We start from the raw sequence: 25,765 nt of genomic DNA, 5'->3' as shown, positions 1-25,765 counted from the left end.
CCGTAGTCCACGTGGCGGCGGGCCACGAAGCGGCGGTCAACTGCAGCGGTCATGTCGATAAGACTCTCACGCGAACGTAAAGTCGGCTAGAGAGGTCCAGATTCCGGGAGTGTGGTCAACCGCACCGTCACGCCCACCGGTGTTCGCCCCCGCGTCGCCGGGTTCTCATCCATCGACCATCGCCCGGTAAGGTTCGCTTCGCATTCCGCCTCCTGCCCCCGGACGCACCTCGAAAGTCGGAGATGGCTGTTCAAACCGTGAGCGACGACTCGCCGTCGCGGACCCTCGCGGGCCCGGCGCCGCGCCGTGTGCCGACCACCGCGACTCTCTGGACGCTGGCCCCGTCGCTGATCCCGGCCCTGCTGATGCTGGTGGTCGGCCGGTTCCGACTGGGTAATCCGTCACTGGGCTGGGATGAGAACGCGAGCTGGCTGGTCAGCCAACGGACTCCGGCACAGATCGTGGACCAGGCCGGGCACTTCGACGGCGTGATCGCGCCGTACTACATGTTCCTGCACTACTGGACGGCGCTGTTCGGCGACTCCGAGGTCTCGATGCGGATGCCGTCGCTGATCGCGGTCGCGGTCGGTGTCGGTGTGGCCGGCGAGCTGGGCCGACGGCTGTTCAACCCGGGTGTCGGCCTGTTCTCGGCGCTGCTGCTGGTGGCGATCCCGCAGCTGAGCCGCTACGCGCAGGAGGCCCGGGCGTATGGTCTGGCCTTCCTCTTCGCGACCACCGCGACCCTGCTGCTCTACCTGGCGGTGGACCGGCCGCGTAGGAAGCTGCTCTGGTTCTGCTACGGCCTGACCGTGGCGCTGACCGGTCTGGCGCACATCTTCGCGCTGCTGATGCTGGCCGGTCACCTCTACATCGTGGTGTCGCGCTGGTGGCTGAGCCGCGACAAGGCGCTGTTCGTCTGGTTCCCGGTCACTTTCGTGGCGCTGTTGCCGGTGCTGCCGTTCGTCTATCTCGGCGCCACCCAGCGCGGCGGGCAGTTGGCCTGGATCGCCGAGATGAACCTGGACACCGTGCTGGACGCGCCGGGCGCGATGTTCGGCGCCACCATCGGCGGCCTGGTGATCATCGGGCTGGCGCTGGCCGCCCGCTGGCCGGACCGGGCGCTGATCCGCGAGCTCGGTGTGCTGGCGGTGATCCCGCCGGTGGCGCTGATCGGCGTCTCGTTCGTCACCGACTCGGTCTGGGTGCCGCGGTACGTGCTGTTCGTCCTGCCCGCGCTCACGCTCTGCGCCGCCGCCGCACTGCACGGCCTGCGGTTCCGCAGTCTGGTGGTGTTCGTCCTGGTCGCCGCGACCGCGGTGCCGGCTCAGCTGGGGCTGCGCGGACCGGCCACCCACATGGGCGCCGACTTCCGGGCCCTGTCCAAGGTCATCCTGAAGCACCAGAAGCCGGGCGACGTGATCGTCTACGCCGCGCTGGGCAACTGGTCGCTGCGCGCGGGCATGGATTACCAGCTGCGCGGCCGGACCCGCCCGACCGACGTCCTGCTGCAGACGCCGTCCGCCGAGATCGGCCAGCTGGCCGCGGTGGAGTGCGCCGACCCGGCCGCATGTCTCGGCAAGGCCGGGCGGGTCTGGTATTTCCGGCAGTGGAAGACCGGCGAGCCGCTGGACGACGTCGGCCCGATCGGTGCCACGCTGGAGAAGGACTACCGCCAGATCGACATCTTCAAGAAGACCAAGGGCACCCTGGTGCTGTTGGAGCGCCGGCCCGGCTAGCGCTTCTCCAACGGCACGACCAGGACCGCCTCGGTGCCGCCACCGGCCCGGTTGCGCAGCTCGATGCTGCCGCGCAGCTCGCCGGTGGCCAGGGCCCGCACGATCTGCAGGCCGAGCCGGTTGCTGCCCTCGAACTTGAAGCCCTCCGGCAGGCCCTGCCCGTTGTCGGCCACGGTGACGTGCAGCTGTTTGCGGAACCGGTGTGCGGAGACGACCACCTCGCCCTCGCCGGTGACCGGGGTGGGCTCGGTGTCCTCGTCCGGCGCCGGGAAGCCGTGCTCGACCGCGTTGATCAGCAACTCGTTCAGCACCATGACGAGCGAGGTGGCGATCTCGGCGGGCAGCACGCCGAAGGTGCCGTCCCGGCGGATCTTCACCGGGGCACCGGTGGTGGCCACCTCGGTGGCGGCCGACGCGACCCGGTCCACGATGCCGTCGAACTCGACCGCCTCGTCGCTGGACATCGACAGGGTCTCGTGGACCAGGGCGATCGACGCGACCCGGCGCACCGACTCCTCCAAGGCCATCCGGGCCTCCGGGGCGTCCACCCGACGGGCCTGCAGGCGCAGCAGTGCGGCCACGGTCTGCAGGTTGTTCTTCACCCGGTGGTGGATCTCCCGGATGGTGGCGTCCTTGGTCATCAGGGCCCGTTCCCGGCGGCGCACCTCGGTCACGTCCCGGACCAGGACGAGCGCGCCGATCGGCACGCCCGCGGGCAGCAGCGGCAGCGCCCGGGTGAGGACGGTGGCGCCACGCGCCTCCACCTCCATCCGGGCCGGGAACTCGCCGCGCAGGGACGCCAGGATCCGCTCGGCGGCGTCGTTGCCCTCCAGCGGGTCGCCGGACAGGCGGCTGGACAGTTTGGCCAGCTCCTCGCCGACCAGGTGGGCGTTGAACCCGAGCCGGCGATAGGCGGACTGCGCGTTGGGGCTGGCGTAGGTGACCTTGCCGGAGGCGTCCAGCCGGATCAGGCCGTCACCGACCCGCGGCGCCGAGGTGATCTCCCCGGGCAGGCGGGGCGGCGGGAACGTCCCGTCCGCCACCATCTGCGCCAGGTCGTCGGCGGTGGTCAGGTAGTTGAGTTCGAGCTGGCTGGGGGTGCGCGCGGTGCTCAGGTTGGTGTCGCGACCGATCACCGCGATCACCTCGCTGAGCGCCTCCTCCAGGTCGGTGGCGTCACGCAGCCGGACCGGGATGGCCTCGTGGCGGGCGGGGGTGTCGCCGTACCAGACCGGGTCGCCCTCCCGCCAGATGCGCTCCTGCGTGATGGCGACGTCGAGGTGGGCCACCTCCGGCCCGCCGACGATCTTGCCGACCTGGTCGTCCTGGTACGCCGTGGGCGCGGTGGTGGGTCGCACCTGCGCGACGCAGAGGAACTCCCGTGGCCGTCGCGGCTCGCCCTTGATCGGCACCCAGAGCAGCAGGTCCGCGAAGGACAGGTCGGACAGCAGCTGCCAGTCACCGGCGATCCGGTGGAGGTGGTCGATGTCGGCGGGGCTGAGGCTGGTGTGTTCTTCGACTAGATCGCGCAGGGTGGACACCGCCCCAGCCTGCCATGCCCGTGTTTCTAAAGAGTCGTGGTGACCTTCTTGAGTCCGCGCGGCGCGTCCGGGTCCTCGCCGCGGGCCAGCGACAGCGCGAGCGCGAGCTGTTGAACCGGCAGGATGTCGAGCAGCGGGGCGTACCGCTCGTCGACGGACGGGACGGCGAGCCGGGCCGAGGCGCCGTCGACGTCGGAGCCGCCGATGGTCACCACGTCGACGCGGCGTTCACCGAGCCGGGCCACCACGTCGCGCATCGACCGGCCGCCGGGGCCGTCGCCGACCACGGCCAGGACCGGGATGTCGTGGTCGGTCATGGCGAGCGGACCGTGCAGCAGGTCGGCGCCGGAGAACGCGAGCGCCGGCAGGTAGGAGGTCTCCATGAGCTTGAGGGCGGCCTCCCGGGCGGTCGGGTAGGCGTAGCCGCGCCCGGTGGCGACGAGGCTGGCCGCGAACCGGTAGCGCTGCGCCAGCTCGGCGGCGGAACCGTCGGCCAGCACGTCGGCGGCGAGCTGCGGCAGCTTCTCCAGCGCGGCGCGCTCCTCGGCGGGCAGGTGACCGTCACCGGCGCGGACACCCTCGATCAGCATCAGCAGGGCGAGCAGCTCGGCGGTGTACGTCTTGGTCGCCGCGACCGCGCGCTCGTGCCCGGCCACCACGTCGATCGAGAGCTCGGCCGCCCGGGCCAGCGGCGAGTCGGGGTTGTTGGTGACCGCCAGGGTCAGCGCGCCGGTCTCCCGGGCCACCTTGAGCACCCCGGTCAGGTCTGGCGAGCCGCCACTCTGACTGACCCCGATGACCAGGGTGCCGGTCAGGTCCGGCCGGGCGCCGTAGAGCGTGATCGCGCTCGGGGAGGCGCTGGCGACGGGCAGGCCGAGCCGGATCTCGGCCAGGTAGGCGGCGTAGAGGGCGGCGTGGTCGGACGTGCCCCGGCCGACGAAGAGAACGCTGCGCGGCGCCCGTCGGGCGACCTCGGCGGCGACCTCGGCGATCGCCGTGGACGGCCCGGTCTCGAGCAGCCGTGCGAAACCGGCGGGTTGTTCCGCGATGTCCTCCGACATCCCCAGGCCTCGCTGTGTCACGTGATCCTCCCCTTCTCACGCGCCTCATGCGCATTCTGTGCGCAGTCTTGCAAGAACAAGCTTACTTGGTCAAGGTTTCGTGCACGAATGAGCAAACGTGAGGACTGACAATCTGGCCCTCTTCCCCTAGGGTCTTCACTCGTGGATTCCCGCCCATCGGCCCGTCGTGACCTCGCGCGCGCACGCGCCGCCCTGGAGGTCGGCGAGACCGGCCCCGCCGCCGGTCATCTCGCCGCGGCGCTGGCCCACACACCCACCCTGCCCGAGATCCACGAGCTGCTCAGCCGCTTGGCGGCCGGGCACGGAGGCGGGCTCGACCTCTTCCCGCCCGAGCCGCACGCCTCGGCCGGCCGGCTCGCCGCCCGGGCCCATCTACTCGCCGCCGCCGGCCGCCCCGAGGAGGGCCTGCCACTGCTCGCCGCGGCCAGTGGGCACAATCCGGCGCTCGACTGGGCCGGCGTGCCGTGGGTCGCGGAACCGGCACTCGGCGCCCGCATCGATCCGGGGCAGCTCGCGCGTACCGTGATGCGCCTCTGCACCGCGGTCGGCGACCCGGCGCCGACCGAGACCGTCGGACCGCTGCGGCCCTATCTGGCGCTGGTCCGACACGCCGTGACCGCGCACGGCGAGCACGCGATGCTGCTCGGGGCCGGCTCGGCGCTGGCGCGCCGGCTCGGCGAGGTCCGCCTGGCAGTCGACTGGGCCGGCCGCGGGGCACGCTCGCAGCCGTCCAAACTCGGTGAGATCTGGCTGGGGTACGCGCTGCGCAGCGCCGGCCGCATGCCGGAGGCGCTGGCCGCCCTGCGCCGGGCCGTCGCCTACGACCCCGACGACCTCTCGGTCTACGCCGACGTGGCGGCCACGCTGGCCGACCTGGGCCGGCTGGACGAGGCACTGCGCTGGACCGAGCTGGCCCTGGAACGTGACCCGGCCTTCGACTGCGTGGTGCACACCGCCCACCGGCTGCGGTACCGCGCCGACGGCGACGTCGTGCACCTGGTCGACCTGGCCGACTTCATCCGCGACCACCCGGACGACGCGCACGAGCACACCGATCTCGAGGAGTGCTGCCGGAACACGCCGTGGCTGGGCGGGCTCCCGGCCGGCTCACCGCTGCCCGCGGGTCGCGCCCCGGTCAACGCGGAACCGTCCGCGGACGCGCTGGGCCGTCTCCAGCGGATCGCCGGTCAGACGTGGCCGCACCCGCCCGGCGCCTACGACCGGGCCCTAGGCCTGGTGCTGGTCGAGCCGTGGGAGCTGCTGGCCCTGCTCGCCCACCCGGAGACGGCTCGGCCGGACCAGCAGAACGGCCTGGAGGTGTGGGCCTGCCTCGGGCTGCTGCATCACGGGACCGAGGAGCCGTGGCTCGATTCGAGCCGCCGCCGGCTGCTGCTCGGACTGCTCGACGGCGACGTGGACCGGGTGACCCAGGCAGCGATGTTCGCCCTGGTCGCCTACGCCTGGGTGGACCCGGAGGCCCGCGCCGACATCGCCACCGTGGTGGCCGGGCGGCTCACCGAGACCGCCTCCGGCCCGTCCGCCCGCGCGGTGGCCGAGCTGGCACTGGCCACGCCCGGCCTGGACCGGCCGACCCGGGAGCTGGCCGCGGCCACGCTCCGGGTGCCGGCCGTCCCCCGCCAGCGAGGCCGGGGACGGTCACTGCTGCGCTGGCGCCGCGACTAGGAGATCACGGCGATCAGGTCGCCCTCCTGGACCACATCGCCCTCGTTGACAGCGAGTTCGGAGACCGTGCCGTCGGTCTCGGCGATCACCGGGATCTCCATCTTCATCGACTCGAGGATGACCAGCGTGTCCCCCTCGGCGACGGTGGCGCCGGGCGCCGTCACGACCTTCCACACATTGGCCACCATCTCGGCACGGATCTCGTCCGCCATGGTCAGTGCCTCCCTCATCATCAACCGGTGACGCCATCAAACCACGGTTCCGGTGCGGGTGAGTCCTGCCCGGCCCGACGCGCCCATTACGATCGGCAGCGAGTTCAAGCACCACGGAAGGAGAGCCGGCATGGCGAAGAAGGCCCGTAAGAAGAAGGCCCGTAAGAAGAGCGGCGCGAACCACGGCAAGCGCCCCAACAGCTGAATCGAAAAGGCCCGGCGGATGCCGGGCCTTTTGGCTGCTCAGGGCAGGTATTCGCGGGTTTCGGTCTGGACCTCGAGCTGGCCGAGTTTGCTGCGCAACCGCTCGCGCAGCTCCACCGGCGCCCGCTCGTCGCCGCAGCAACGGCCGACCAGGGCCTTGACCTCGTGCTCGATGCCGAACTCCCGCAGACACCCGGAGCACTCGTCGAGGTGCTTCTGGATCAGCAGCCGCCGCTCCTCGGAGCACTCCAGGTCGAGGTAGAGGTACACCTCGCTGAGCACCACGCTGCAATCGGTGTCGTGCTGCTCGGTCTCGTCGTGGCCCATGTCGTCACGCCCCCTGCGGCTCGGAGGTCGCGGTCCGGGTGATGCCCCGGTCCACCGCGTACTGCTCGAGGAGCTTGCGCAGGTTACGCCGGCCGCGGTGCAACCGCGACATGACCGTTCCGATGGGCGTGCCCATGATGTCGGCGATCTCCTTGTACGAGAAACCCTCGACATCGGCGAGGTAGACGGCGAGCCGGAAGTCCTCCGGCAGGGACTGCAGCGCTTCCTTGATGTCGCTGTCCGGCAGCCGGTCCAGCGCCTCGGTCTCGGCCGACCGCAGACCCTGCGACGTGTGCGACTCGCTCGACGCGAGCTGCCAGTCGGTGATCTCCTCGGTCGGCGCCTGCACCGGCTGCCGCTGCTTACGCCGGTACGAGTTGATGTACGTGTTGGTGAGGATCCGGTAGAGCCAGGCCTTCAGGTTCGTACCCTGCTCGAACTGGTGGAACGCGGAGAACGCTTTGAGGAACGTCTCCTGCACCAGATCCTCGGCATCGGCCGGGTTGCGGGTCATCCGCAGTCCGGCGGCGTACAACTGGTCGACGAACGGCAACGCCTCACGCTCGAAGCGCGCCCGGCGCTCGTCCGTCCGTTCCTTCTGGGCCACCCTGGACTCTCCCCTCGACCGCCCCGCCGAGGATACGGGTACTGCCCGTGTAACGCTCTCGAAAACCGCCGGTGTGCTCACGCTCACCGGCTGCGGCACCGGCGTCGTCTCCACCGCGGGCCATTCGGGGGAACCCAGAAGGTCCCGCACCCGGACCGCCTCACGGCCGTCGCGCTCGACGCTCCCGACACCCACTGGCCAACCCCTTCCGCTGACGTCTGTCCAGCTGGATAACGTCTGCGGCGGGTCGGTGCATTCCCGTCACGTCCGCTCAGCGCGCCCAGGCGTGCCGGCGCAACCACTCCAGCACGATCGCCACCGAGCCCGGAAGATCTTTTCGCAGATCGTGCACAGCACCGGGCCGGACGGCCACCTCGACCACCCCACCGGGGGACGGCACGCCGAACGGATCACGATCCCCGTTCACCGCCAGCGTCGGCACCGTCTCCGGCAGCTCACCGGCCCGGCTCTTCTCCGGCTTACCCGGTGGGTGCAGCGGGAAGGCCAGAGCGAGAACCCCCGCGGCACCCAGCGTGGTCGCGGTCCGGCACGCGACGCGCGCACCACTGGAGCGACCACCGACGATCAACGGCAGCCGCGGTACGCGCAACGCGCCCACGATCGAGATCCAGGCCTCGTCGAGCTGCCCGGCCGGAGCGGGCGCACGCCGACCGGCCACCCGGTACGGCTGGGTGACCAGGGCCACCCGCACGCCGGCCGCCACCGCCGCGTCGTGCACCGCGACCAGGTCGGGCGCGTCGACACCGCCCCCGGCGCCGTGGCCGAGGACGAGCTGACCGAGCGCCGGCCCGGACGGGTCGGTGACGGTCGCGGCGGCGGGGCCGCGTGGGGTTTCCAGCGTCAAGTCGAAGCGCGACACGCGCTCCGTTCTATCAGCGGCTGACCGGGATCAGAGTCAGAAGACGCCGATCCTCGTCGTCCGGCGAGTCGTCGACCTCCTCGCCGTCCGCCTGGATCCGTTCCCGCCAGGCGACGAGCATGGCCCGCCGCTCGCGTGGCGTGGTCCCGCCCCAGACTCCGTGGCAGTCGCCGACCTGTAGCGCCCAGGCCAGGCATGGCCCCTGCACATCACAGGTGCCGCAGAGTGCGACGGCTCCGCCCGACGGCTCGTTCGGCGCGGGAAAGAACGTTTCCGGGTCGACCGCGCGGCAGGCGCCTCGTGTGCGCCAGGCCTCGTCTGTACGGCGTTGCGCGATCGCCTCGAGCAGCCGCGGGTCGCGTCGCGCGATAGCCACCTCGTGCGGACGCGGCATGCGTGCTCGTGTCATCAGCCCACCTCCCCCGTGGGACCGGAACTGCATGTGGCGGCCGGGCCGCACCTTACGGTCCAGCACCACTCCGGCGCTGGTTTGTACCGCAAGCTACAAGATCAGAACAAGGGGTCTATCGATCTGCAAAGAAAGTTGCCAGCCGGAAATCACTACATATCCCGACAAATATTCCCGTTGATCTTTGAGAGTTCAAAAAAGCGTAATGTTCGTGGTCGGCTCGATCAGCTCGGGGCCGTTGTTCCGCACATTGCCGACGGCGGCGCCCACCGGACGTACCTCGATGGCCTCCAGATCCCGCTCGGAGAGCGGGCGAAGCAGCTCCTCCGCATCGCCGCCGCCGGCCAGCCAGTCGGACCACCGATCAGCCGGCAGGATCAGCGGCATCCGGTCGTGCACCCTCTTCAGGCCGCCCAGCGCCGCCGTGGTGATCACGCTGCAGGTGAGCACCGACTCCGGACCCCAGGCCGACCAGAGCCCGGCGAAGACCAGCGGCTCGGAACCCACCGGGGTCATGTAGAAAGCCTGCTTCTCCTTGCCGTCCCGAACCCACTCGAACCAGCCGTCGGCCGGGATCAGGCAGCGCCGCTTCGCGAACGACGGCGCGAACGACCGCAGCTCGGTGACCGTCTCGGCCCGCGCGTTGATCATCCGGGCGCCGGCCCTGAGGTCCTTGGCCCAATGCGGCACCAAGCCCCAGCGGGCGGTGTCCAGCACCCGGCCGTCGTGCTCCTTCGAGATGCGCACCAGCGGCACCGGGTCGGTCGGCGCGACGTTCCAGCTGGCGCGCAACGGCTCGGCGACGTCCACGGCCTCGAACAACTGACTGAGGTCGGCGTTGCTCTTGGTCGTCGCGTATCGCCCGCACATGAGCAGCAGGCTACGCCGCCCACCGGACACCCGTCCGCCCCGAAGCACCCCCGAGTGGCTGGTTCTCACCGGTCGGTCCCGGCGAGCGGAGAGGTCACACGGGCGGGGGTACGGCGCCGGAAATGTCTCGCGGGGCGGGAACTCGGGCCGGGAATGTCAGAGGGCGACGGCAGAATGGCGGCGTGACTGCTGAACTCCGTCCCTGGCTCGCCCCGTCCGCCACCGGCCCGGTCACGGCGACCGTGCGGCTGCCCGGCTCGAAGTCGATGACCGCCCGCGCCCTGATCCTGTCCGCCCTGGCCGACGGCCCGTCGGTGATCGAGGCCCCGCTCCGGGCCCGTGACACCGTGCTGATGGCGGCCGGCCTGCGGGCGCTCGGCGTCGAGGTGGACACCTCCGACGACACCCGCTGGGTGGTGACTCCCGGTCCGCTTCGTGGCCCGGCCCGGGTCGATGTGGGGCTGGCCGGCACGATCACCAGGTTCCTGCCGGCGACGGCCGCGCTGGCCGACGGGACGGTCGAGTTCGACGGTGACCCGCACATGCGGAAACGGCCGCTGCGCCCGATCGTCGAGGCGCTGCGGGCGCTCGGCGTCACGATCGACGCGTCGCCGATCGACGGCCTGCCGCTGACCGTGCACGGTTCCGGGGTGGTCGCGGGCGGCGAGGCGGTGATCGACGCGTCGGCGTCCAGCCAGTTCGTGTCCGGGCTGCTGCTGTCCGCGGCCCGGTTCGCCAAGGGGCTGACCCTGCGACACGAGGGCCCGCCGGTGCCGAGCGCCCCGCATCTGCGGATGACGATTCACATGCTGCGGGCGGCCGGCGCGGTGGTCGACGACAGTGTGGCCGACGTGTGGACCGTCGAGCCGGGTCCACTGAGCGGCCGGACCTGGACGATCGAGCCCGACCTGTCCGGCGCGGCCCCGTTCTTCGCGGCGGCCGCGGTGACGGGTGGCGCGGTCACCCTGGCCGGCTGGCCGGCCGACAGCTGGCAGCCGGTCGCCCAGGCGGTGGAGATCTTCCGGGCGCTGGGCGCCGAGGTCACCCAGTCGGCCGAGGGGCTGACCGTTCGGGGCACCGGTGCGCTGCGCGGCATCACCGCCGACCTGTCCGAGGTGGGCGAGCTGACCCCGGTCGTGTCGGCGCTGGCCGCGCTGGCCGAGGGCCCGTCCGAGCTGCGCGGGGTGGAGCACATCCGGGGCCACGAGACGGACCGGATCACCGCGCTCGCCACCGAGCTGGGCAAGGTCGGGGCGCGGGTGGCCGAGTTCCCGGACGGGCTGCGGATCGAGCCGGGGCCGCTGCGCGGGGCCGATTTCGAGACCTACGCCGACCACCGGATGGCGCATGCCGCCGCGGTGATCGGACTCGCCGTGCCGGGGGTGCACCTCGCCGACGTAGGTTGTACGTCGAAGACGTTGCCCGAGTTCCCCGAACTCTGGGCGGGACTCGTGGCGAGGAGCTGAAGCTGCCAGCGCGTAAGCGGGAGTACGACGAGGACGATGTCCGGATCCGGCCGGGCAGGTCGTCCCGGCCGCGTACCCGGACGCGCCCGAAACACGACGACGCCGTCGACGCCCTGGTGATCACGGTCGACCGCGGGCGGTATGGCTGTGTGCGGGAGGACGGCGGCGGCACCGAGGTGATCACCGCGATGCGGGCCCGGGAGCTGGGCCGCAAATCGGTGGTGGTGGGCGACCGGGTGGCTCTGGTCGGCGATTCGTCCGGAGCGGCGGGCACGCTGGCCCGGATCGTCCGGATCAGTGAGCGGACGTCGGTGCTGCGCCGCACCGCGGACGACGACGACACCACGCCCGAGGGCCGCCTGGAGCGGGTGGTGGTGGCCAACGCCGACCAGCTGGTGATCGTGAGCGCGCTGTCCGACCCGCCGCCCCGGACCGGGTTCATCGACAGGTGCCTGGTCGCGGCGTACGACGCGGACATCGAGCCGTTGCTGTGCCTGACGAAGGCGGATCTGGCCGGTCCGGAGCAGGTGCTCGGCTACTACGCCGAGCTGGACCTGCCACACGTGCTGGTGCGCCCGGGCAGCGATCTGGACGAGTTGCGCGGCCGTCTGGCGGGCCGGATCTCGGTGCTGGTCGGCCATTCCGGGGTGGGCAAGTCGACGCTGGTGAACCGTCTGGTGCCGGATGCTCTGCGGGCGGTCGGCGTGGTCAGCGCGATCGGCAAGGGCCGGCACACGTCGACGAGCGCGGTGGCGTTGCGGCTGCCTCCGGTCGGGAAGTCGCGCAAGGATCCGGGCTGGATCATCGACACCCCGGGGATCAGGAGTTTCGGCCTGGCCCACGTGAGCGCGGAGAGCCTGCTGCACGGGTTCCCCGACCTGGTCGAGGGCACCCTGGAGGATCAGCCGAACTGCGGTCACACGGCCGCTGACGGTGACTGCCGGTTGGACGCCTGGGTGGCCGAGGGAAAGGCGGACGAGCGCCGCCTGGTGTCGTACCGCCGATTGCTCTCCAGTCGTGCCGGTGAGGGTGACGTGCGGGACAACATCGCGGAGGAAGTCTGAAAGCGGGAAGCGGGGTTGATGGACTAGCTTTCTGGCATGGCCGGATATGCCGATGATCTTGCGCTCGCCCACGTTCTCGCCGACTCGGCCGATGCCATCTCGATGGCCCGGTTCCGGGCTCTGGATCTGAAGGTCGAGGAGAAACCCGACCTGACCCCGGTGTCCGACGCCGACACCGCGGTGGAGAAGGCGATCCGCGCGACCCTGGCCCGGGCGCGGCCACGCGACGGGGTGCTCGGCGAGGAGTTCGGCCGGACCGCCGCGACCGCCGGACCGGGTAACCGGTATTGGGTGATCGACCCGATCGACGGCACCAAGAACTTCGTCCGGGGCGTGCCGATCTGGGCCACCCTGATCGCGCTGATGGAGGGCGACACCCCGGTGGCCGGGCTGGTCTCCGCGCCGGCGCTGGGCCGCCGCTGGTGGGCCGGGCGCGGGCTGGGCGCCTTCGCCGGGAGGAATCAGCACTCGGCGACCCGGATCAGCGTCTCGTCGGTGCGGAAGCTGACCGACGCCAGTTTCTGCTACGCGAGCCTGAACGGCTGGGCCGACAACGGCCGCCTCGACCAGATGATGGACATCCTGCTGGGTGTCTGGCGCAGCCGGGCGTACGGCGACTTCTACGGCTACATGCTGCTGGCCGAGGGCGCGCTGGACGCGATGGCCGAGCCGGAGCTGTCGCTGTGGGACATGGCCGCGCTGATCCCGATCGTCACCGAGGCGGGCGGCAAGATCACCGACCTGGACGGGCGGCCGACCGCGGACAAGAGCTCGGTCATCGGCACCAACGGCCTGCTGCACGAGAGCGTGCTGACCGCGCTGGCCCGACGCCCCTGACGAAGCATGACCGCCCCGCTCCGGGGTAACCGGCACGTGCCCGTGCGCTCGAAATGCGCATGGTTCCCGGGCTATGCACGATGGAGCGATCATGCCGAGCGAGGTTCGTCATCTGGTGGATCGCGGCCAGGCCTATCCTCTGGTCCGGTTGTCCGGGGTGCTCGACGACACCACCGTCGGGCTGCTGCGCTCGGCACTGCTCGACGTGCTCGCGTCCCAGCCCGAGGCGGTGGTGGTCGACGTCGGCGGATTGTGGCTCGCCGAGTCGGACGCGGCCGGGGTGCTCCGGGATGTGCTGGCCGAGACCCGTGACTGGCCGGGCAGCCATCTCGTCCTGTGCGGCACGCCGGACGCCACCGTGTGGCGGGCCACCGGCTGGCCGGTCTGGCCGGACGCGACAGACGCCTTCGCCGCGCTCGGCGCCCCGCTGCCGGCCGGTCATCGGGTCGTGGCCGACCTGGAGCCGGCGGTCGGCGCGGCCCGGCGCGCCCGCGAGGTGATCACCGAGGCGTGCGGGCGGTGGGACCGGCCGGAGGTGGTGGGCAACGCGAGCATCGTGGCCACCGAGCTGGTCAACAACGTGGTCGCGCACGCCGGCACCGCGATGTGCCTGATGCTGGCCCGGCATGGCGCCTCGGTGAGCGTGGCGGTCCGAGACTTCTCGGCGAGCCCGCCCCGATTCGGCGGCGCGGTGGCGCCGACCTCGTACGGCGGCCGGGGCCTGCTCCTGGTCGACACGGTCGCGTCCCGCTGGGGCCATCTGGCGCTGGCCGACGGCAAGATCGTCTGGGCGCTGCTGGACGGCGATCCCGGGCCGGCATGACCGGCCCCGCTCGTGGGTAGTCAGCGGGCATGCGAGACAACGACTACCCCGCCGAGGTCACCGATCCGGAGGCGTCCGGCCTGCCGGACACCGCCGATGACGACTCCACCGCGTACGACGAGGTGAACAGCTCCCGATGGGCGGACGGGCCGGACCCGGCCGCGCTGGCCGGAGTGGGCCCGGGCGGGTCGAACCGGTTCGGCGAGACCGCCGAGGAGCAGTTGCACGGTGAGTCGCTGGACCGGCGGCTACGGCAGGAGGAGCCGGACTTCGGCGCGGAGCCCGGTGGCTCCTTCGACGAGACGGTCGGCGATTCGCGGCAGCGCGAGTTCGACCGGGACGTGTGGGAGCCCGGCCCGACCTCGGATCCGTCGTCGCCCGTGTCGCTCTACGACGACGGTCAGCTCGACGGCGACTCGCCGCGCCCGGTGGGCCGCCTGGTCGCGCCGGACGAGGGCTCGGGCTGGGACGACGAGGCGGAGAGTGTCGCCTACGACGCGGGAGCCTCGGGTGGTGGCGCGAGCGCGGAAGAGCTGGCCATGCACGAGACGAACGCGCCGGACTACCGCTGACCGAACTTTCAGTCACAGTCCCGTAAAAACTATTGCCGGTAGCGCTCCCAACTCAGCAGAGTGCCCACCTGATCTTTCTTGGTGGGGGGAGCCATGCGAGGGCGGGTTCTGGCCGCGGCAGTGCTGATGCTCGTGGCGGCCACGATGACCGGCAACGGTGCCGCGGCCGAGGCGGCCACGGTGACCAGGACCGTGCTCAGCGACGGTTTCACCGGCGCCCGCGGAGACCGCCCGGCCGACGACGTCTGGGCGGTCTCCGGGGGCCGGGGCAGTTTCGCGGTGCTGGACGGGGAGGGCCGGCTGGCCCTCAACGCGGTGCTGCGCACCGAGAAGACCTTCAGCCAGGCGTACGGCCGCGCCGAGGCCCGGATCCAGGCCTGGCGGGTGGACGGGGCCTGGCGGGCGCTCGGGGTGCTGGACGAGAACGGCCGGGTACCGGCCGGCTCGCTGGAGACACTGGCGTCGGACCAGGTGGACGGCGACGACTTCCACACCTACGCCATCGACTGGACGCCGACGACGCTGACCTGGTCGCTCGACGGCCGCAAGGTGCTCCGGTTCACCCGGGCCGAGAAGGGCACGCCGCTGACGGTCGTGCTGAACATGGCCTCCGGGGGCTACTACTCGAACGGCATGCTCGTCGACTGGGTGACGGTCCGGACGCGGGTGGAGGTCGACGCCCCCAAGTGGAAGGCGTTCACCGACTACGAGCCCGGCAAGCTGGTCGAGTACAAGAAGGTCGTGTACAAGGTCCGTGAGGCGCACACGTCGCTGCCCGGCTGGCAGCCCGACCTCGTACCGGCCCTGTTCGCGAAGGTCTGATCAGCCGCTCAGGGTGTACCTGTCGCCGTAGACCGACCAGGTCAGCGGGGTGGTCAGGTCCAGGTTGCCGGCGTCCAGCAGGACCCGCTGTGCGGTGTCGATCCGGCTGGTGTCACTGTGCGCCGCCTCGGTCCGCATCTCGGTGGCCCGAGCGTCCAGGAACGCCGTCAGATAGACGATCTCGTCGCCGCCCTGCACCGGAGTCCGCTGGTGGGCCACCACCCGCTCGCGGATCGATCGCAGTCCGGAGATGCCGTGCATGACCGCCGCGTCGTAGTAGGCGAACTGGCCGAGCGCGCGCAGCCCGTCGGCCTCGGCCAGGCGGACCGCCGGAGAGAAGTACATCCGGTCCCGGGCCTCCTCCTGGATCTTGCGGAACACCGGGTCGCTCGCCGCCGCCACCCGCCAGGCGTCCGGGAAGCCCGGGTCCAGGCCGTCGTGCGAGTCGGTGCCGTCCACCGCGCGCAGCGCCGGGAGATAGCCGGCCAGTACGTTGTCCGGCTTGCGACGGGTGTATTCGGTGACCACGGCGAGCAGGTCGGAGGTGCCGGAGCAGAAGCCGACGATCCCGGCCGTGTAGCCGCGGCCGTCACGCAGGTCCTCGATGTAGCCGTACTCCGAGCGCCACTCCAGTGTCGAGTTCTCGGCGCTGGAGACCAGTTTGAGGGCGATCTCCTTCTTCGGGCCGGCGGTCAGCCCGGCGGCCACCGGTGGGATCGCCGCGATGGCCGGTGACGGACGGGCGGGCGCGGGCCGGCCGGGACCGTACGCCTGCACGTCCCACAGCGAGTAGCCCTCCGGGGTGCCCCGCTGAGTGGCCAGCACCCGCAGGTGGCGGGCGGTCGCGGAGAGGCCGCGGACGTCGTCGACCCCACCGTCGCCGGTGGACGTGCGGTACAGGTCCCGCCACGTCGCGCCGTCGTCGGACACCTGGATGCGGTACGCCTTCGCGTACGCCCTCGCCCAGTGCAACCGCACCCGGCGGATCTCCTGGGCCGTACCGAGATCGATTTGGATCCATTGGGTGCCGGAGCCGGACGCGCCGCTGGACCATCGGGTCGCGGGATCGGTGTCGGTGATGCCGGAGGCGGGCCAGGCGACGCTCTCGGTGGCCGAGGCGAGGGCCGGGCGCTCCCTGGTGATCACCGCGTCGGAGGAGGCGCTGGCCGCCACCGAGATACCGAGGGGCACGCACAGCACCGCAGCGATCCCGCCGCCCAGCACCACCGATCGCATGGCTCAACGCTAGGCCGGGCGGCCTCAGCGACGCCTGCGGTTCCGGGAAATCAGCATCACGACGACCACGATGATCGCGATGACGGCGAGGCAGCAGACGAGCCCGAGGATGCCGAACACGCCGAAGCCGCCACGCCGGGACCTGGTGGCCGCCTCGACGACCATCTGCGCGGTCCCGTTGGAGGCCGCCCAGGCCTGCGCCGGGACCAGCACGCCGAGGGTCAGGCCCGCCAGGGCCGCGGTGAACCACATCCGAAGTCTTCGAGCCATGTCACCCATGTGCCCCATGCTGACCGATGTACGCAATGGGTAAGAACATCGTGTACCGAGGGGATGGGAGAGGCATGGACGCGGATCTGGTGGCCCTGGCCGAGGCGCACGGGGTGGCCACACGGTACGAGAACTGGCAGCGGCAGGACACCGAGGTGGCGGCCGAGTCGGTGATCGGGGTGCTGGGCATGCTCGGTGTCGACGCGAGCACACCGCGGGCGGTCCGGGCGGCACTGGCCGACGCCCGCCGCCGGGACTCCGGTGACCGGTTGCCCGGGACGATCGTGGTGCGCGCCGGGCAGGGCCGGGAACTGCCGGGCCCGGCCGAGGTCACCCTGGAGGACGGAACGGTTCGGCGGTTGGATCGGCTCCCACCCGACCTGCCGCTCGGCTGGCACCGGCTGCGGCACGGGGATCAGGAGGTCACCCTGGTCGTGGTCCCGGAGCAGCTGCCCGAGCCGCCGGACACCTGGGGCTGGATGCTGCAGCTCTACACGCTGCACTCGGCCGGCTCGTGGGGGCTCGGGGATCTCGGTGATCTGCGTGACTTCGTGGCCGGGTCGGCCGGGGCCGGACTGGTGGTGCTGAATCCGTTGCACGCGATCACCCCGGTCGCGCCGGTGCCGGCTTCGCCGTACTCGCCGTCCAGCCGGCGTTTCGCCAACCTGCTCTACCTGCGGGTGACCGACACCCCGGAGTACCGGCGGGCCACACCGGCGCTCAAGAAGAAGGTCGATGAGCTACGGCCGGCGACCGACGACCTGATCGACTACGACGCGGTGTTCACCGCCAAACTGGGCGCGTTGGAGCTGCTCTGGCCGTCGGCCGGGCCGGTCGACCTGGACCAGGATCCGGGCCTGACCGACTTCGCCCGCTTCTGCGTGCTGGCCGAGGAGCACGGCGCCGACTGGCGGGAGTGGCCGGTGGAACTGCGCCGCCCGGATGCTCCGGCCGTGCGGGCGCTCGGCGGCGACCGGGTCGCCTTCCACGTCTGGATCCAGAAGCTGCTGGAGGAGCAGTTCAAGGCCGCGGATCCGGGTGGCCTGCCGGTCGGGATCGTGTACGACCTGGCGGTGGCCGTGGAGCCGTCCGGCGCCGACGGGTGGCTGCTGCAGGACGTGCTGGCGATGGAGGCGCGCACCGGCGCACCGCCCGATGCGTTCAACCAGCTCGGCCAGGAGTGGGGCGGGGTGGCGTGGCGGCCGGACCGGCTGGTCGAGACCGGCTACGACGCGTACCGGGACATGCTGCGGCGGATCTTCAGGTACGCCCGTGGCCTGCGTGTCGACCACGTGATGGGGCTGTGGCGACTGTGGTGGGTGCCGGCCGGGCTGGGTCCGGCGAACGGCACGTACGTCCACTACGACCCGGAGGCCATGCTGGGCATCCTGGCGTTGGAGGCGTACCGGGCCGGTGCCGTGGTGATCGGCGAGGATCTGGGCACGGTCATGCCGGTGGTGACCGAGGGCCTGCAGCGGACCAACATGCTGGGCTCGGCGGTGCTCTGGTTCACCCGCGACGACGAGGGCGGTTACCGTCCGTCGGCGGGTTACCCGCGCAACGCGCTGGCCAGCGTCTCCACCCATGATCTGCCGACCGCGGCCGGCTTCCTGGCCGGTGAGCAGGTGGAGGTGCGGGCCGCGCTGGGCCAGCTGGCCGGGCCGGTCGAGCAGGAGCGGGAGTCGTGGCGGGCGGACCGGGCGCTGCTGCTGGATCGGCTGCGCGAGGAGGGCCTGATCGGCGCCGAACCGGCCGATGAGGAAGTGGTGGTGGCGATGCACGAGTTCCTGGCCCGGACCCCGTGCCGACTGGTGACGGCGTCCCTGCACGACGTGCTGCTGGAGCGTCGCCAACCGAACCTGCCGGGCACCTTCGACGAATATCCGAACTGGCGTATCCCGCTCGGCCGGGATCTGACCGAGGTGCTGGCCGACCCGCTGTTCCGTAAGGTCGCCGGGATCCTCGGAGGCCGGCCGGGGCCGCTGCCCGGGCGGCACCCGGGAGCGGCGAAGCCGGGTCAGATCGCCAGTGGCTCCGGCGGCGGGTCGTCGTCCAGCGCGTAGAGCATCGGGTGCAGCGGGAGGTAGGTGTGCGGTTCCCGGCAGCGGGCCGGGGGCAGCAGTGAGGAGCGGTGGTCCGGGTGCTCGTGGCAGTGCCGTAGTGCCCGGGTCACCGCGTCCTCGTGGTGCCGCCCGCCGCCGTACTCGCCGCAGCCGGAGCAGTCCCACCGCCAGAACGGCGCGCCCTCGTCGGAGGTGTGCCGCCTGATCAGCAGGGGTGGGCCGGCCGGGTCCACCCGCGACGGTTGCCGCTGTGCGCCGATGATCTCGGCAAGCGAGTTGCTGGACATGCGAATCAGTGTGGAACGCGCCGATCCGCACTGATAGCCGTTTTGCGGGAATATAGCCGTTTTCAGCGTGCGGTGACGATGCCCAGACTCGACGTGGTCACCCCCGGGAACACGCTCGACAGGTCGCCGACACCGCACCTGGCGCGCAGGATCTCGCCGATCACCGCCCGATAGTCGGTGGTCACCGCCAGGTCGCCGTCGCGGAGCTGTGCCGTGGTGAGGCCGGGCCACTGGCCGTACACCTTGCCGCCCTTGACCGAACCGCCCAGAACGAACATGGCGTTGCCGTAACCGTGGTCGAGCCCACCCGAGCCGTTCTGGGTCACCCGCCGCCCGAACTCGCTGATGGTGATCAGGGTGACCCGGCGCAATCCGTCCGGACCGAGGTCGGCGGCGAACGCCGCGAGCGCCGTGGCGAGTGCCTTGAGCTGGTCGAACATCCGCCTGCCGGCGACCGCCGGACCGAGGTTCTCGTGCATGTCCCAGTCGCCGGAGTCGACCGTGGCGGTCATCAGCCCGATCTCCGACTTGATCAGCCGGGCCACGTCACGCAGCGCGTTGCCCAGGTCGGTGCTCGGATAGACCGCCCCGTTGGCCGGCTTGTACCCGGCGGCCCGCATCCGCGCGGTCCGCTGGAGCGCGCCGTTCAACTGCCCGGCGGTCTGCTGGAGCGCGGCCGGCGCGCCCGCGTAGAGCTTGGCCATCGTCGCCGAGATCGGACGGCCGTCCTGCTCGCCGGTCAGGACCGTCTTGTCGATCGAGGTGATGCCGAGGTAGGGCGCCGGACCGGCGAGCACCCGGGCCGGCATCGCGGTCCCCATCGCGACCGCCCGCATCGGATCGGCCGATCCGGTCAGCCCGAGCATCCGGTTCAGCCAGCCGGTCCGGATCGAGGTCCCGGGCGCGGCCCGTTCCAGATCCTCCATCGCCGAGAAATGCGATCGGTTCGGCGCCGGCTGCCCGACCGCCTGAATCGCGGCCAACTGGCCGCCGGTCCAATACGGCAGCAGCGGCGCCAAAGCGGGATGCAGACCGAAAAAGGATCCACCCCCGATCAACTGCGCTTTCGGTACGGCAATCGAGGGCCGCGCCGAGTAATAGGCGGCGTCGCCCGCCGGAACCACGGCCGACAACCCGTCGAAGCCGCCGCGCAGCGACAGCAGCACCAGCACGTCTCCGGTGTATCCGGGGTCGGCCGCAAAAGCCAGACTCGTGTCCAGGGTCGCCCCGGCCACCCCGGCGAACGTGCCCGCCAGCAGGGTTCGCCGGTTCAGCAGCCGGTTCTCCGCACATCCACACTGTTCGCTCATCGCCACCTCAACGCTCATCTCAACGCGAAGGACGGGGAGTTCAACAGCATCCCCATCAGGTACGGATACATCCAGCCGGCCACCGGATCGTTCGCCTTCAGCGGCGACGTCGGGGTCTTGCCGTAGAACTCGGCCAGCGCCGCCGTCTGTGGGGCGGTCGGCGCGATCCCGAGCAGCCGCACCGCGGTCGCCGTGATCAACGCGCCATACGTCGCGGGCAGCGCCCCCACCATCCCGGCCGGCAGGTTCGTCGGCCGGACCAGGGTGTCCGGCCACCATCCGGCCGCGATCGAGAGGTGGAAGTTCCACCGGACCAGTAGCCCGGACGGCGAGGCCCAGGCGGCCGCCACATCCGGGTAGCCGTTCGGCGGCCCCCAGTTCAGCGGGGCCTGCCCGGCGTCGCGGGTCATCCAGTAGAGGCTCTCCAGGAACTTCGCGCCGGTGGCGGCCGGCCCGTAGCCGAGGGTCCGCACGGTCGCGGCCAGATCCTCGAAGGGCGTCCGGGTCTTGGCCCCGACCGCGGCGGCGAACTCGGCGGAGGTGAAGAGCGCCCGCAGCACCGGTACGATCGCCGTCCGGTTGTCCAGGTAGACCTTGATCAGCGTGGTGATCAGCGACGCCGGCGGCTCGTCGGCGACGAACCTGACACACAGCTTGGTGACGATCCGCCGGGCCGTCGCCTGGTGCATGGCCAGGTAGTCGAGCAGCTCCAGGACGGCCGCCTCACCACCGGCCGCGGTCGTGTTGGAGTGTTGGAAGGCCAGCACCCGGACCGCTCCGGTGGCGTGGATCGCCTGGTCGTACCGGTACTTCCCGGTGCTGTTGTCCACGGTCAGGCCGGTGAGCAGACGCGCCGCGTGCTGTACGTCCGCCTCGGTGTAGGTCATCCCCACGGTGTGCAGTTCCAGCAGCTCACGGCCGTAGTTCTCGTTCGGCGCGGCCTTGGTGGAGAACCGGTTGTCCAGGTAGGTCAGCATCGCCGGATGCCGGGCCGACGCCTTGAGCAGACCGGCGAACGTGCCGAGGGCGTTCTGCCTGATCATCGTGTCGTAGTCGATCCGGCTGTCCCAGACGTCCCCGTGCGGGCACGTCACGTTGAGATGGTTGCTCCAGAAGTCGGCCATCACCTCCAGCAGTTGCCGCTCGCTCCAGATCGCCCGGGCCACCGCCGCCCAGCTGAGCTGCCACATCGGGTCCCAGCTGTACTGCTTGAGGGTGCCGGCGGACACCCGGGACCGGATCTCGGCGGCGGAGAGCCGGGCCAGCGGCAGCCGGGCGACCACCTCCTCGGCCACCTGGTCGGTGATAGCCGACGGGCTGAGCTGCCGGTCCAGCCACGCCGTGGCGCCCAACCGGCGGATCTCGGCGATCGAGGCCGGGCTCGGCCCGAAGGTGGCCCGGCGCAGCAGATGCAGCAGCGGGTCGGCGGGCAGGAGAGCGGCCGGGGACGGTTCGGCGGCCGCCGCGGCGGCGGGTGCGCCGGTGGCCAGGGCGGCCGCGACACCGGTGGCGGCGACCCCGCCCATCACCGTGCGCCGCGTCATCGTCTGCGGTAGCGAACTCATGCGGGTAAACGTCGGAAGTTTCCGGCGTCACTTGTGCGTTCCCGCACCGGCGCTACCGATCTGCTACCGGGATACTTGCGCGATGGCACAGCGCAGGGCATCGCGGACCCGGGTCGAGACGGTCGCCTCGGGCGTCGCCGAGCTGGTGCCCGACCCCGACCGGGACACCGCCTGGACGCTGCTGCTCGACGGGGCGCCGCAGTCCCACGTCGACCTGGCCGACCCCACGCACCTGGAGTTCGAGTACATCAGGCGGATGGCGGCCGCGATCGATCTGGCCGCACCGGCCGGCCGCCCGCTGCGCGTGCTGCATCTCGGCGGTGGCGCACTGACCCTGCCGCGGTATGTGGCGGTCACCCGGCCCGGTTCGGCGCAACGGGTGGTCGAGATCGACGGTCCGCTCGTCGAGCTGGTCCGGTCGGCGCTGCCGCTGCCGAACAACAGCAACATCCGGGTACGGGTCGCCGACGCCCGAGCCGCGGTCGAGGGGATGCGGGACGCCGGGTACGACGTGGTGGTCCTGGACGTGTTCGCCGGCGCCCGTACCCCGGCGCACCTCGCCTCGGCCGAGTTCGCCGAGCAGGTGGCCCGGGTGCTGGACCCGGCCGGCCGGCTGATCGCGAACGTCGCCGACGGGCCGCCGTTGCGGTATGCCCGGGCACAGGTGGCCACGATCCGGGCCGCGCTGCCGGAGGCGTGTCTGGTGGCGGACTCGGCGGTGCTGCGCGGGCGGCGCTTCGGCAATCTCGTGGTGGTCGCCGGGCGTACCCCTCCGCCGATCGCCGAATTGTCCCGGCGGGCCGCCGGTGACTGGTTCCCCGGGCGGGTCGAGACCGATCTTGATCGCTTCACCGGTGGAGCGTCTCCCGTTCCGGACGCTGCGGCGGTACCCTCTCCCCTACCCCCCGAAGGGCTCTTCGGTAACCGTAAGTAATTGTGGAGTCGGCCGTTGGTGTATCCCTGATCACCGTCCTGTGTCGATTCCGCGAGTTCCGGTGTGATTCACGCCCGGTGACTGGCGACACCGCCGGTACCCGGTTGTAATCGTTGCGGCCGTTGTTCACGAGATCGCGGCAGGCACGGGGAAGGCAACCATGTTCCACCAGCACTTCCTGTCCCCAGAGGGCACGGACCTCGGACCGCTCGACGGCGGTGAGCGCGTCCTGTGGCGCGGTCGATGCGCCGTGGCCGAATACGCGTTCGACGAGGCGTCGTCACTGCCCCGGTGGACGCTGCCGGAGGAGACGGACGTCATCGTCACGGACCGCCGGGTGCGTTACGTACATGACAGCGAAAGCACGCACAGTAGTGGCGAGCTGTTCTGGCTCTGGCCGCAGCACCTGCGTGTCCAGCCGGGCAACCGGGAGACCGGCCGCAACGGCACGGTCACCCAGATCCAGCTGGTCTGCAAGGGGCCGGAGGGTACCTTCCCGGCCTTGGTCTTCGCCGGTGGCGAGCTGAGCAAGATCAGCGCGGCCGATCATCTGGCCAACACCATGCGGCAGGCGATCGCCCGGTTCCGAGTGGAGAACGCCGATCTCATCGGGGTGCCGGCCGTACAGGCGCGGATGCTGTCCCGGCTGGTCATCGGCCCGGAATTCAGTAACCACCTGGGTGGTCAAGGGCAGACCGTGACGATGCTCGGCGAGGTTCCGGTGCCCGCTCCGGAGGTCAAAGAGCCCGCCTACACCGAGCCCGCATATGCCGAGCCCGCATATGCCGAGCCCGCTCCCGCCTACGCCGAGCCGGTCTACCAGGAGTACCAGGACTACCAGGAGCCCGTCTCCGGTCCGCGGGACTACTCCGACCGCCCCGGGGTGGAGGCCGACGCGCTGCGCGCCGAGGAGGCTCTCCGCGCCGAGCTGGACTCCCGGCAGTCCGAGCCGGACCTGGCGTCGCGCGCCGCGAGCCTGGCCGCCCGGGTGGCGAACCTGGTCTCCCAGTCCCCCGACGACGGGCAGACCACGAACCTCTCGTCTTACCTCAACCGGGACCGCTGACGGCGGTTCCGGTCTAGGTCGTCGCCGGCACGAAGCAGTGCCCGGCGGCGACCCGCTCGTCGTGCACCCGGTGCGCCCGCTCCAACAACGTCGTCAGCTCGGCCTCCTGCCGGAGCAGGGACCGCTGCTTCGGCGTCAGCGCCTCGAATTTCTTCTCTTCGGCGAGCATCCGGTGGAAGACCTCGTCGCAGTACTCCGGATCGGTCTCCACGTCGAGGAACTCGTGTGCCGACCGGCGGACCGCCGCCGCCACCGTCCGGGCCTGGCCCTTCGGGCTGAGCAGTGACGCGACCACGGTGATCAGCAGGACCCCGACGATGGCGCCGAGCGAGACCGCGGTCGGAATCTCCACCACGTCGACCGGCTCACCGTCGTTGATGAACGGCACATTGTTCTCGTGCAGGGCGTGCAGGACCAGCTTCACGCCGATCAGCCCGAGGATCGCGGCCAGGCCGTAGGAGAGGAAGACCAGACGGTCCAGCAGGCCGTCGATCAGGAAGTACAGCTGCCGCAGCCCCAACAGGGAGAAGGCGGTGGCGGTGAAGACCAGGTACACGTTCTGAGTCAGCCCGAAGATGGCCGGAATCGAGTCCAGCGCGAACAGGATGTCGGTCCCGCCGATCGCCACCATGACCAGCAGCATCGGGGTGAGCACCCGCTTGCCGTCCTGGTAGGTGAAGAGCTTGTCCCCGTCGTACGTCTCCGAGGTCCGTAGGAAACGCCGGGCCAGCCGGATCACGATGTTGTCCGGCGCCTCGCCTTCGTCGTGTTTCTGCTTGAGCAGATTGCCCGCGGTGACCAGCAGGATCAGCCCGAACAGATAGAAGATCCAGGCGAACGAGTTGATCAGTGCCGAACCGAGCAGGATGAACCCGGTCCGGGCGAGTAGCGACACCACGATCCCGAACAGCAGCACCTTCTGCTGGTCGGCGCGCGGCACCTTGAAACTGCTCAGCAGCAACAGGAACACGAAGAGGTTGTCGACCGACAGCGCCTCCTCGGTGACATAGCCGGCGAAATACTCCTGGCCCATCGTGGAGCCACCGAAGATCCAGACGCCGACACCGAACAGGATCGCGATCGACACGTAGATCGACGTCCACAGTGCCGCCTCACGCAGTTTCGGCACATGGGCCTTGCGCACGTGAAAGAAGAAGTCGAAGAGCAGCAGGCCGACGATGCCGGCAACGGTCAGGGCCCACACCACACCGGACACCGGTTGCATGCGCCCCATCCTAAGGGTGATCGTCCCCCGTCACTGCCGCCCGGAGCTGCGACGCGGTGAGAAAGATCGCTCCGTCCAGGTTCGCGCCGCGCAGGTCCGTACCCCGCATGTCGGCGCCGGTGAAATCGGCTCGGCGTAGATCCGCGTCACGCAGATCGGTGCCGATCAACAGGGCGCCGCGGAAACTCGCGCCGCGCAGATCGGCGCCGCGCAGGCGGCGCCCGATCAGCTGGGCACCACTGTGGTCCGGACGGCGCCCACCGGCCCGCGACCGGGCCATCTCACTCGCCCTCCGCAACAACGGCACAACCCGGACGCGGTACGCCTCCACGTCCAGTTTCCGCAGGCCACCGGGATCGCTTCCGGCCAGTACGTCGGTCTCGTCGAGAGCGGCCCGCAACTTCGGGTGCAGCCGGCGCGCCTCGTCCAGCTTCAATGCCTCGGTCAGATACCACATCAGCTCGTGCAGCTGCCGCACCACCGGGAGTACCGCGAACATGTCACCGGCCAGCTCCGGCGCGGAGCGCCAGTCCCGTCCGCCGAAGGTGTCCTGAGTGATCCGCTGCCCCGCCCCGAAACAGTCGAACACCACACAGCCGGGGAACCCGCGTCGCGGCAACTCCTCATGAATGGTGCAGCGGAAATCGTCGCCCAGATTCCGGCACGGCTGCCCG

26 protein-coding genes and 1 pseudogene are annotated in these 25,765 nt (G+C 71.1%); 12 read left to right on the top strand and 15 right to left on the bottom strand.

Features of this window, described 5'->3' with window-relative positions; translation table 11 throughout:
* Window positions 1-242 precede the first annotated feature (242 nt).
* Window positions 243-1,736 carry a glycosyltransferase family 39 protein gene (locus Q0Z83_RS48120; protein WP_317790286.1) on the top strand — a complete coding sequence of 498 codons (1,494 nt, stop codon included), beginning with the start codon at window positions 243-245 and terminating at the stop codon, window positions 1,734-1,736.
* Here Q0Z83_RS48120 and Q0Z83_RS48115 read toward each other — a convergent pair.
* Together Q0Z83_RS48115 and Q0Z83_RS48110 are read right to left on the bottom strand one after the other, a co-directional pair.
* The gene (locus Q0Z83_RS48115) at window positions 1,733-3,277 is read right to left on the bottom strand and encodes a sensor histidine kinase (RefSeq protein ID WP_317790285.1); all 1,545 of its coding nucleotides are present in this window, start codon (window positions 3,275-3,277) and stop codon (window positions 1,733-1,735) included. The genes Q0Z83_RS48120 and Q0Z83_RS48115 overlap by 4 nt on opposite strands.
* A gap of 26 nt (window positions 3,278-3,303) precedes the next feature.
* On the bottom strand, window positions 3,304-4,338 hold the full coding sequence (locus Q0Z83_RS48110; RefSeq protein WP_317797323.1) for an SIS domain-containing protein: 1,035 nt from the start codon (window positions 4,336-4,338) through the stop codon (window positions 3,304-3,306).
* Between the two features lie 162 nt (window positions 4,339-4,500).
* On the opposite strand from Q0Z83_RS48110, the gene Q0Z83_RS48105 reads away from it, so the two are divergent.
* A complete protein-coding gene (locus Q0Z83_RS48105) occupies window positions 4,501-6,042 on the top strand; it encodes a tetratricopeptide repeat protein (RefSeq protein WP_317790284.1) in 1,542 nt (513 codons plus the stop codon).
* On the opposite strand, the gene Q0Z83_RS48100 is transcribed toward Q0Z83_RS48105, so the two are convergent.
* Window positions 6,039-6,260 (bottom strand): biotin/lipoyl-binding carrier protein, encoded by a 222-nt coding sequence (locus tag Q0Z83_RS48100; protein ID WP_177319965.1) that lies wholly within the window; start codon window positions 6,258-6,260, stop codon window positions 6,039-6,041. The two genes, Q0Z83_RS48105 and Q0Z83_RS48100, sit on opposite strands and share 4 nt — an antisense overlap.
* Window positions 6,261-6,384: 124 nt before the next feature.
* Between Q0Z83_RS48100 and Q0Z83_RS56005 the strand changes: the two genes are divergently transcribed.
* Window positions 6,385-6,459, top strand: coding sequence for a 50S ribosomal protein bL37 (locus tag Q0Z83_RS56005; protein WP_369700219.1), 75 nt, complete (start codon window positions 6,385-6,387; stop codon window positions 6,457-6,459).
* Window positions 6,460-6,497: 38 nt separating this feature from the next.
* Here Q0Z83_RS56005 and rsrA read toward each other — a convergent pair whose 3' ends face one another.
* The 5 genes from rsrA to Q0Z83_RS48070 form a co-directional block, all read right to left on the bottom strand.
* Window positions 6,498-6,785 carry a mycothiol system anti-sigma-R factor gene (rsrA, locus tag Q0Z83_RS48090; protein WP_317790282.1) on the bottom strand — a complete coding sequence of 96 codons (288 nt, stop codon included), beginning with the start codon at window positions 6,783-6,785 and terminating at the stop codon, window positions 6,498-6,500.
* A gap of 4 nt (window positions 6,786-6,789) precedes the next feature.
* The gene (locus Q0Z83_RS48085; RefSeq protein ID WP_317790281.1) at window positions 6,790-7,587 is read right to left on the bottom strand and encodes a sigma-70 family RNA polymerase sigma factor; all 798 of its coding nucleotides are present in this window, start codon (window positions 7,585-7,587) and stop codon (window positions 6,790-6,792) included.
* A gap of 76 nt (window positions 7,588-7,663) precedes the next feature.
* Complete coding sequence (locus tag Q0Z83_RS48080) at window positions 7,664-8,272, bottom strand: alpha/beta hydrolase family protein (RefSeq protein ID WP_317790280.1); 609 nt, start codon at window positions 8,270-8,272, stop codon at window positions 7,664-7,666.
* A gap of 13 nt (window positions 8,273-8,285) precedes the next feature.
* Window positions 8,286-8,681, bottom strand: a complete 396-nt coding sequence (locus Q0Z83_RS48075; RefSeq protein ID WP_317790279.1) for a WhiB family transcriptional regulator — start codon at window positions 8,679-8,681, stop codon at window positions 8,286-8,288.
* Between the two features lie 192 nt (window positions 8,682-8,873).
* Window positions 8,874-9,551, bottom strand: a complete 678-nt coding sequence (locus Q0Z83_RS48070; protein WP_317790278.1) for an SOS response-associated peptidase — start codon at window positions 9,549-9,551, stop codon at window positions 8,874-8,876.
* Window positions 9,552-9,673: 122 nt separating this feature from the next.
* On the opposite strand from Q0Z83_RS48070, the gene aroA reads away from it, so the two are divergent.
* From aroA to Q0Z83_RS48040, 6 genes are all read left to right on the top strand, one after another.
* Window positions 9,674-11,017 carry a 3-phosphoshikimate 1-carboxyvinyltransferase gene (gene aroA, locus Q0Z83_RS48065; RefSeq protein ID WP_317790277.1) on the top strand — a complete coding sequence of 448 codons (1,344 nt, stop codon included), beginning with the start codon at window positions 9,674-9,676 and terminating at the stop codon, window positions 11,015-11,017.
* A gap of 2 nt (window positions 11,018-11,019) precedes the next feature.
* Window positions 11,020-12,081 carry a ribosome small subunit-dependent GTPase A gene (gene rsgA, locus Q0Z83_RS48060; protein WP_317797322.1) on the top strand — a complete coding sequence of 354 codons (1,062 nt, stop codon included), beginning with the start codon at window positions 11,020-11,022 and terminating at the stop codon, window positions 12,079-12,081.
* A 36-nt stretch (window positions 12,082-12,117) separates the two neighbouring features.
* Window positions 12,118-12,918, top strand: coding sequence for a histidinol-phosphatase (gene hisN / locus Q0Z83_RS48055; protein ID WP_317790276.1), 801 nt, complete (start codon window positions 12,118-12,120; stop codon window positions 12,916-12,918).
* 91 nt (window positions 12,919-13,009) lie between these two features.
* On the top strand, window positions 13,010-13,741 hold the full coding sequence (locus Q0Z83_RS48050) for an anti-anti-sigma factor (RefSeq protein ID WP_317790275.1): 732 nt from the start codon (window positions 13,010-13,012) through the stop codon (window positions 13,739-13,741).
* A 29-nt stretch (window positions 13,742-13,770) separates the two neighbouring features.
* Entirely contained in the window at window positions 13,771-14,313 is a 543-nt protein-coding gene (locus Q0Z83_RS48045; RefSeq protein ID WP_317790274.1) for a DUF5709 domain-containing protein, read from the top strand.
* Window positions 14,314-14,406: 93 nt separating this feature from the next.
* Window positions 14,407-15,135: a family 16 glycosylhydrolase gene (locus tag Q0Z83_RS48040; RefSeq protein ID WP_317790273.1), complete on the top strand. Its 729-nt coding sequence runs from the start codon at window positions 14,407-14,409 to the stop codon at window positions 15,133-15,135.
* Here the strand turns inward: Q0Z83_RS48040 and Q0Z83_RS48035 are convergent, their stop codons facing one another.
* Entirely contained in the window at window positions 15,136-16,371 is a 1,236-nt protein-coding gene (locus tag Q0Z83_RS48035) for a chitosanase (RefSeq protein ID WP_317790272.1), read from the bottom strand.
* A gap of 24 nt (window positions 16,372-16,395) precedes the next feature.
* A complete protein-coding gene (locus tag Q0Z83_RS48030; RefSeq protein WP_317790271.1) occupies window positions 16,396-16,641 on the bottom strand; it encodes a hypothetical protein in 246 nt (81 codons plus the stop codon).
* Between the two features lie 74 nt (window positions 16,642-16,715).
* On the opposite strand from Q0Z83_RS48030, the gene malQ reads away from it, so the two are divergent.
* The gene (malQ, locus tag Q0Z83_RS48025; RefSeq protein WP_317790270.1) at window positions 16,716-18,704 is read left to right on the top strand and encodes a 4-alpha-glucanotransferase; all 1,989 of its coding nucleotides are present in this window, start codon (window positions 16,716-16,718) and stop codon (window positions 18,702-18,704) included.
* Here the strand turns inward: malQ and Q0Z83_RS48020 are convergent.
* From Q0Z83_RS48020 to Q0Z83_RS48010, 3 genes are all read right to left on the bottom strand, one after another.
* A complete protein-coding gene (locus tag Q0Z83_RS48020; RefSeq protein WP_317790269.1) occupies window positions 18,659-18,991 on the bottom strand; it encodes a hypothetical protein in 333 nt (110 codons plus the stop codon). The genes malQ and Q0Z83_RS48020 overlap by 46 nt on opposite strands.
* A 62-nt stretch (window positions 18,992-19,053) precedes the next feature.
* Window positions 19,054-20,301 (bottom strand): DUF1501 domain-containing protein, encoded by a 1,248-nt coding sequence (locus Q0Z83_RS48015; protein WP_317790268.1) that lies wholly within the window; start codon window positions 20,299-20,301, stop codon window positions 19,054-19,056.
* Between the two features lie 14 nt (window positions 20,302-20,315).
* The gene (locus Q0Z83_RS48010; protein WP_317790267.1) at window positions 20,316-21,866 is read right to left on the bottom strand and encodes a DUF1800 domain-containing protein; all 1,551 of its coding nucleotides are present in this window, start codon (window positions 21,864-21,866) and stop codon (window positions 20,316-20,318) included.
* An 82-nt stretch (window positions 21,867-21,948) separates the two neighbouring features.
* On the opposite strand from Q0Z83_RS48010, the gene Q0Z83_RS48005 reads away from it, so the two are divergent.
* Together Q0Z83_RS48005 and Q0Z83_RS48000 are read left to right on the top strand one after the other, a co-directional pair.
* On the top strand, window positions 21,949-22,800 hold the full coding sequence (locus tag Q0Z83_RS48005; RefSeq protein WP_317790266.1) for a spermidine synthase: 852 nt from the start codon (window positions 21,949-21,951) through the stop codon (window positions 22,798-22,800).
* Window positions 22,801-22,960: 160 nt separating this feature from the next.
* Window positions 22,961-23,866: a translation initiation factor 2 gene (locus tag Q0Z83_RS48000; protein WP_317790265.1), complete on the top strand. Its 906-nt coding sequence runs from the start codon at window positions 22,961-22,963 to the stop codon at window positions 23,864-23,866.
* Between the two features lie 241 nt (window positions 23,867-24,107).
* Here Q0Z83_RS48000 and Q0Z83_RS47995 read toward each other — a convergent pair.
* Window positions 24,108-25,082: pseudogene (locus tag Q0Z83_RS47995) on the bottom strand (TerC/Alx family metal homeostasis membrane protein); the annotation flags it as partial.
* Between the two features lie 19 nt (window positions 25,083-25,101).
* On the bottom strand, window positions 25,102-25,710 hold the full coding sequence (locus Q0Z83_RS47990; protein ID WP_317790264.1) for a pentapeptide repeat-containing protein: 609 nt from the start codon (window positions 25,708-25,710) through the stop codon (window positions 25,102-25,104).
* Window positions 25,711-25,765: the final 55 nt, after the last annotated feature.

Source organism: Actinoplanes sichuanensis (assembly GCF_033097365.1).
GTDB classification, from domain to species: Bacteria; Actinomycetota; Actinomycetes; order Mycobacteriales; family Micromonosporaceae; genus Actinoplanes; species Actinoplanes sichuanensis.
Note: the sequence above shows the minus strand (reverse complement) of the source record. Positions and strands in the feature narration are given on the sequence as shown.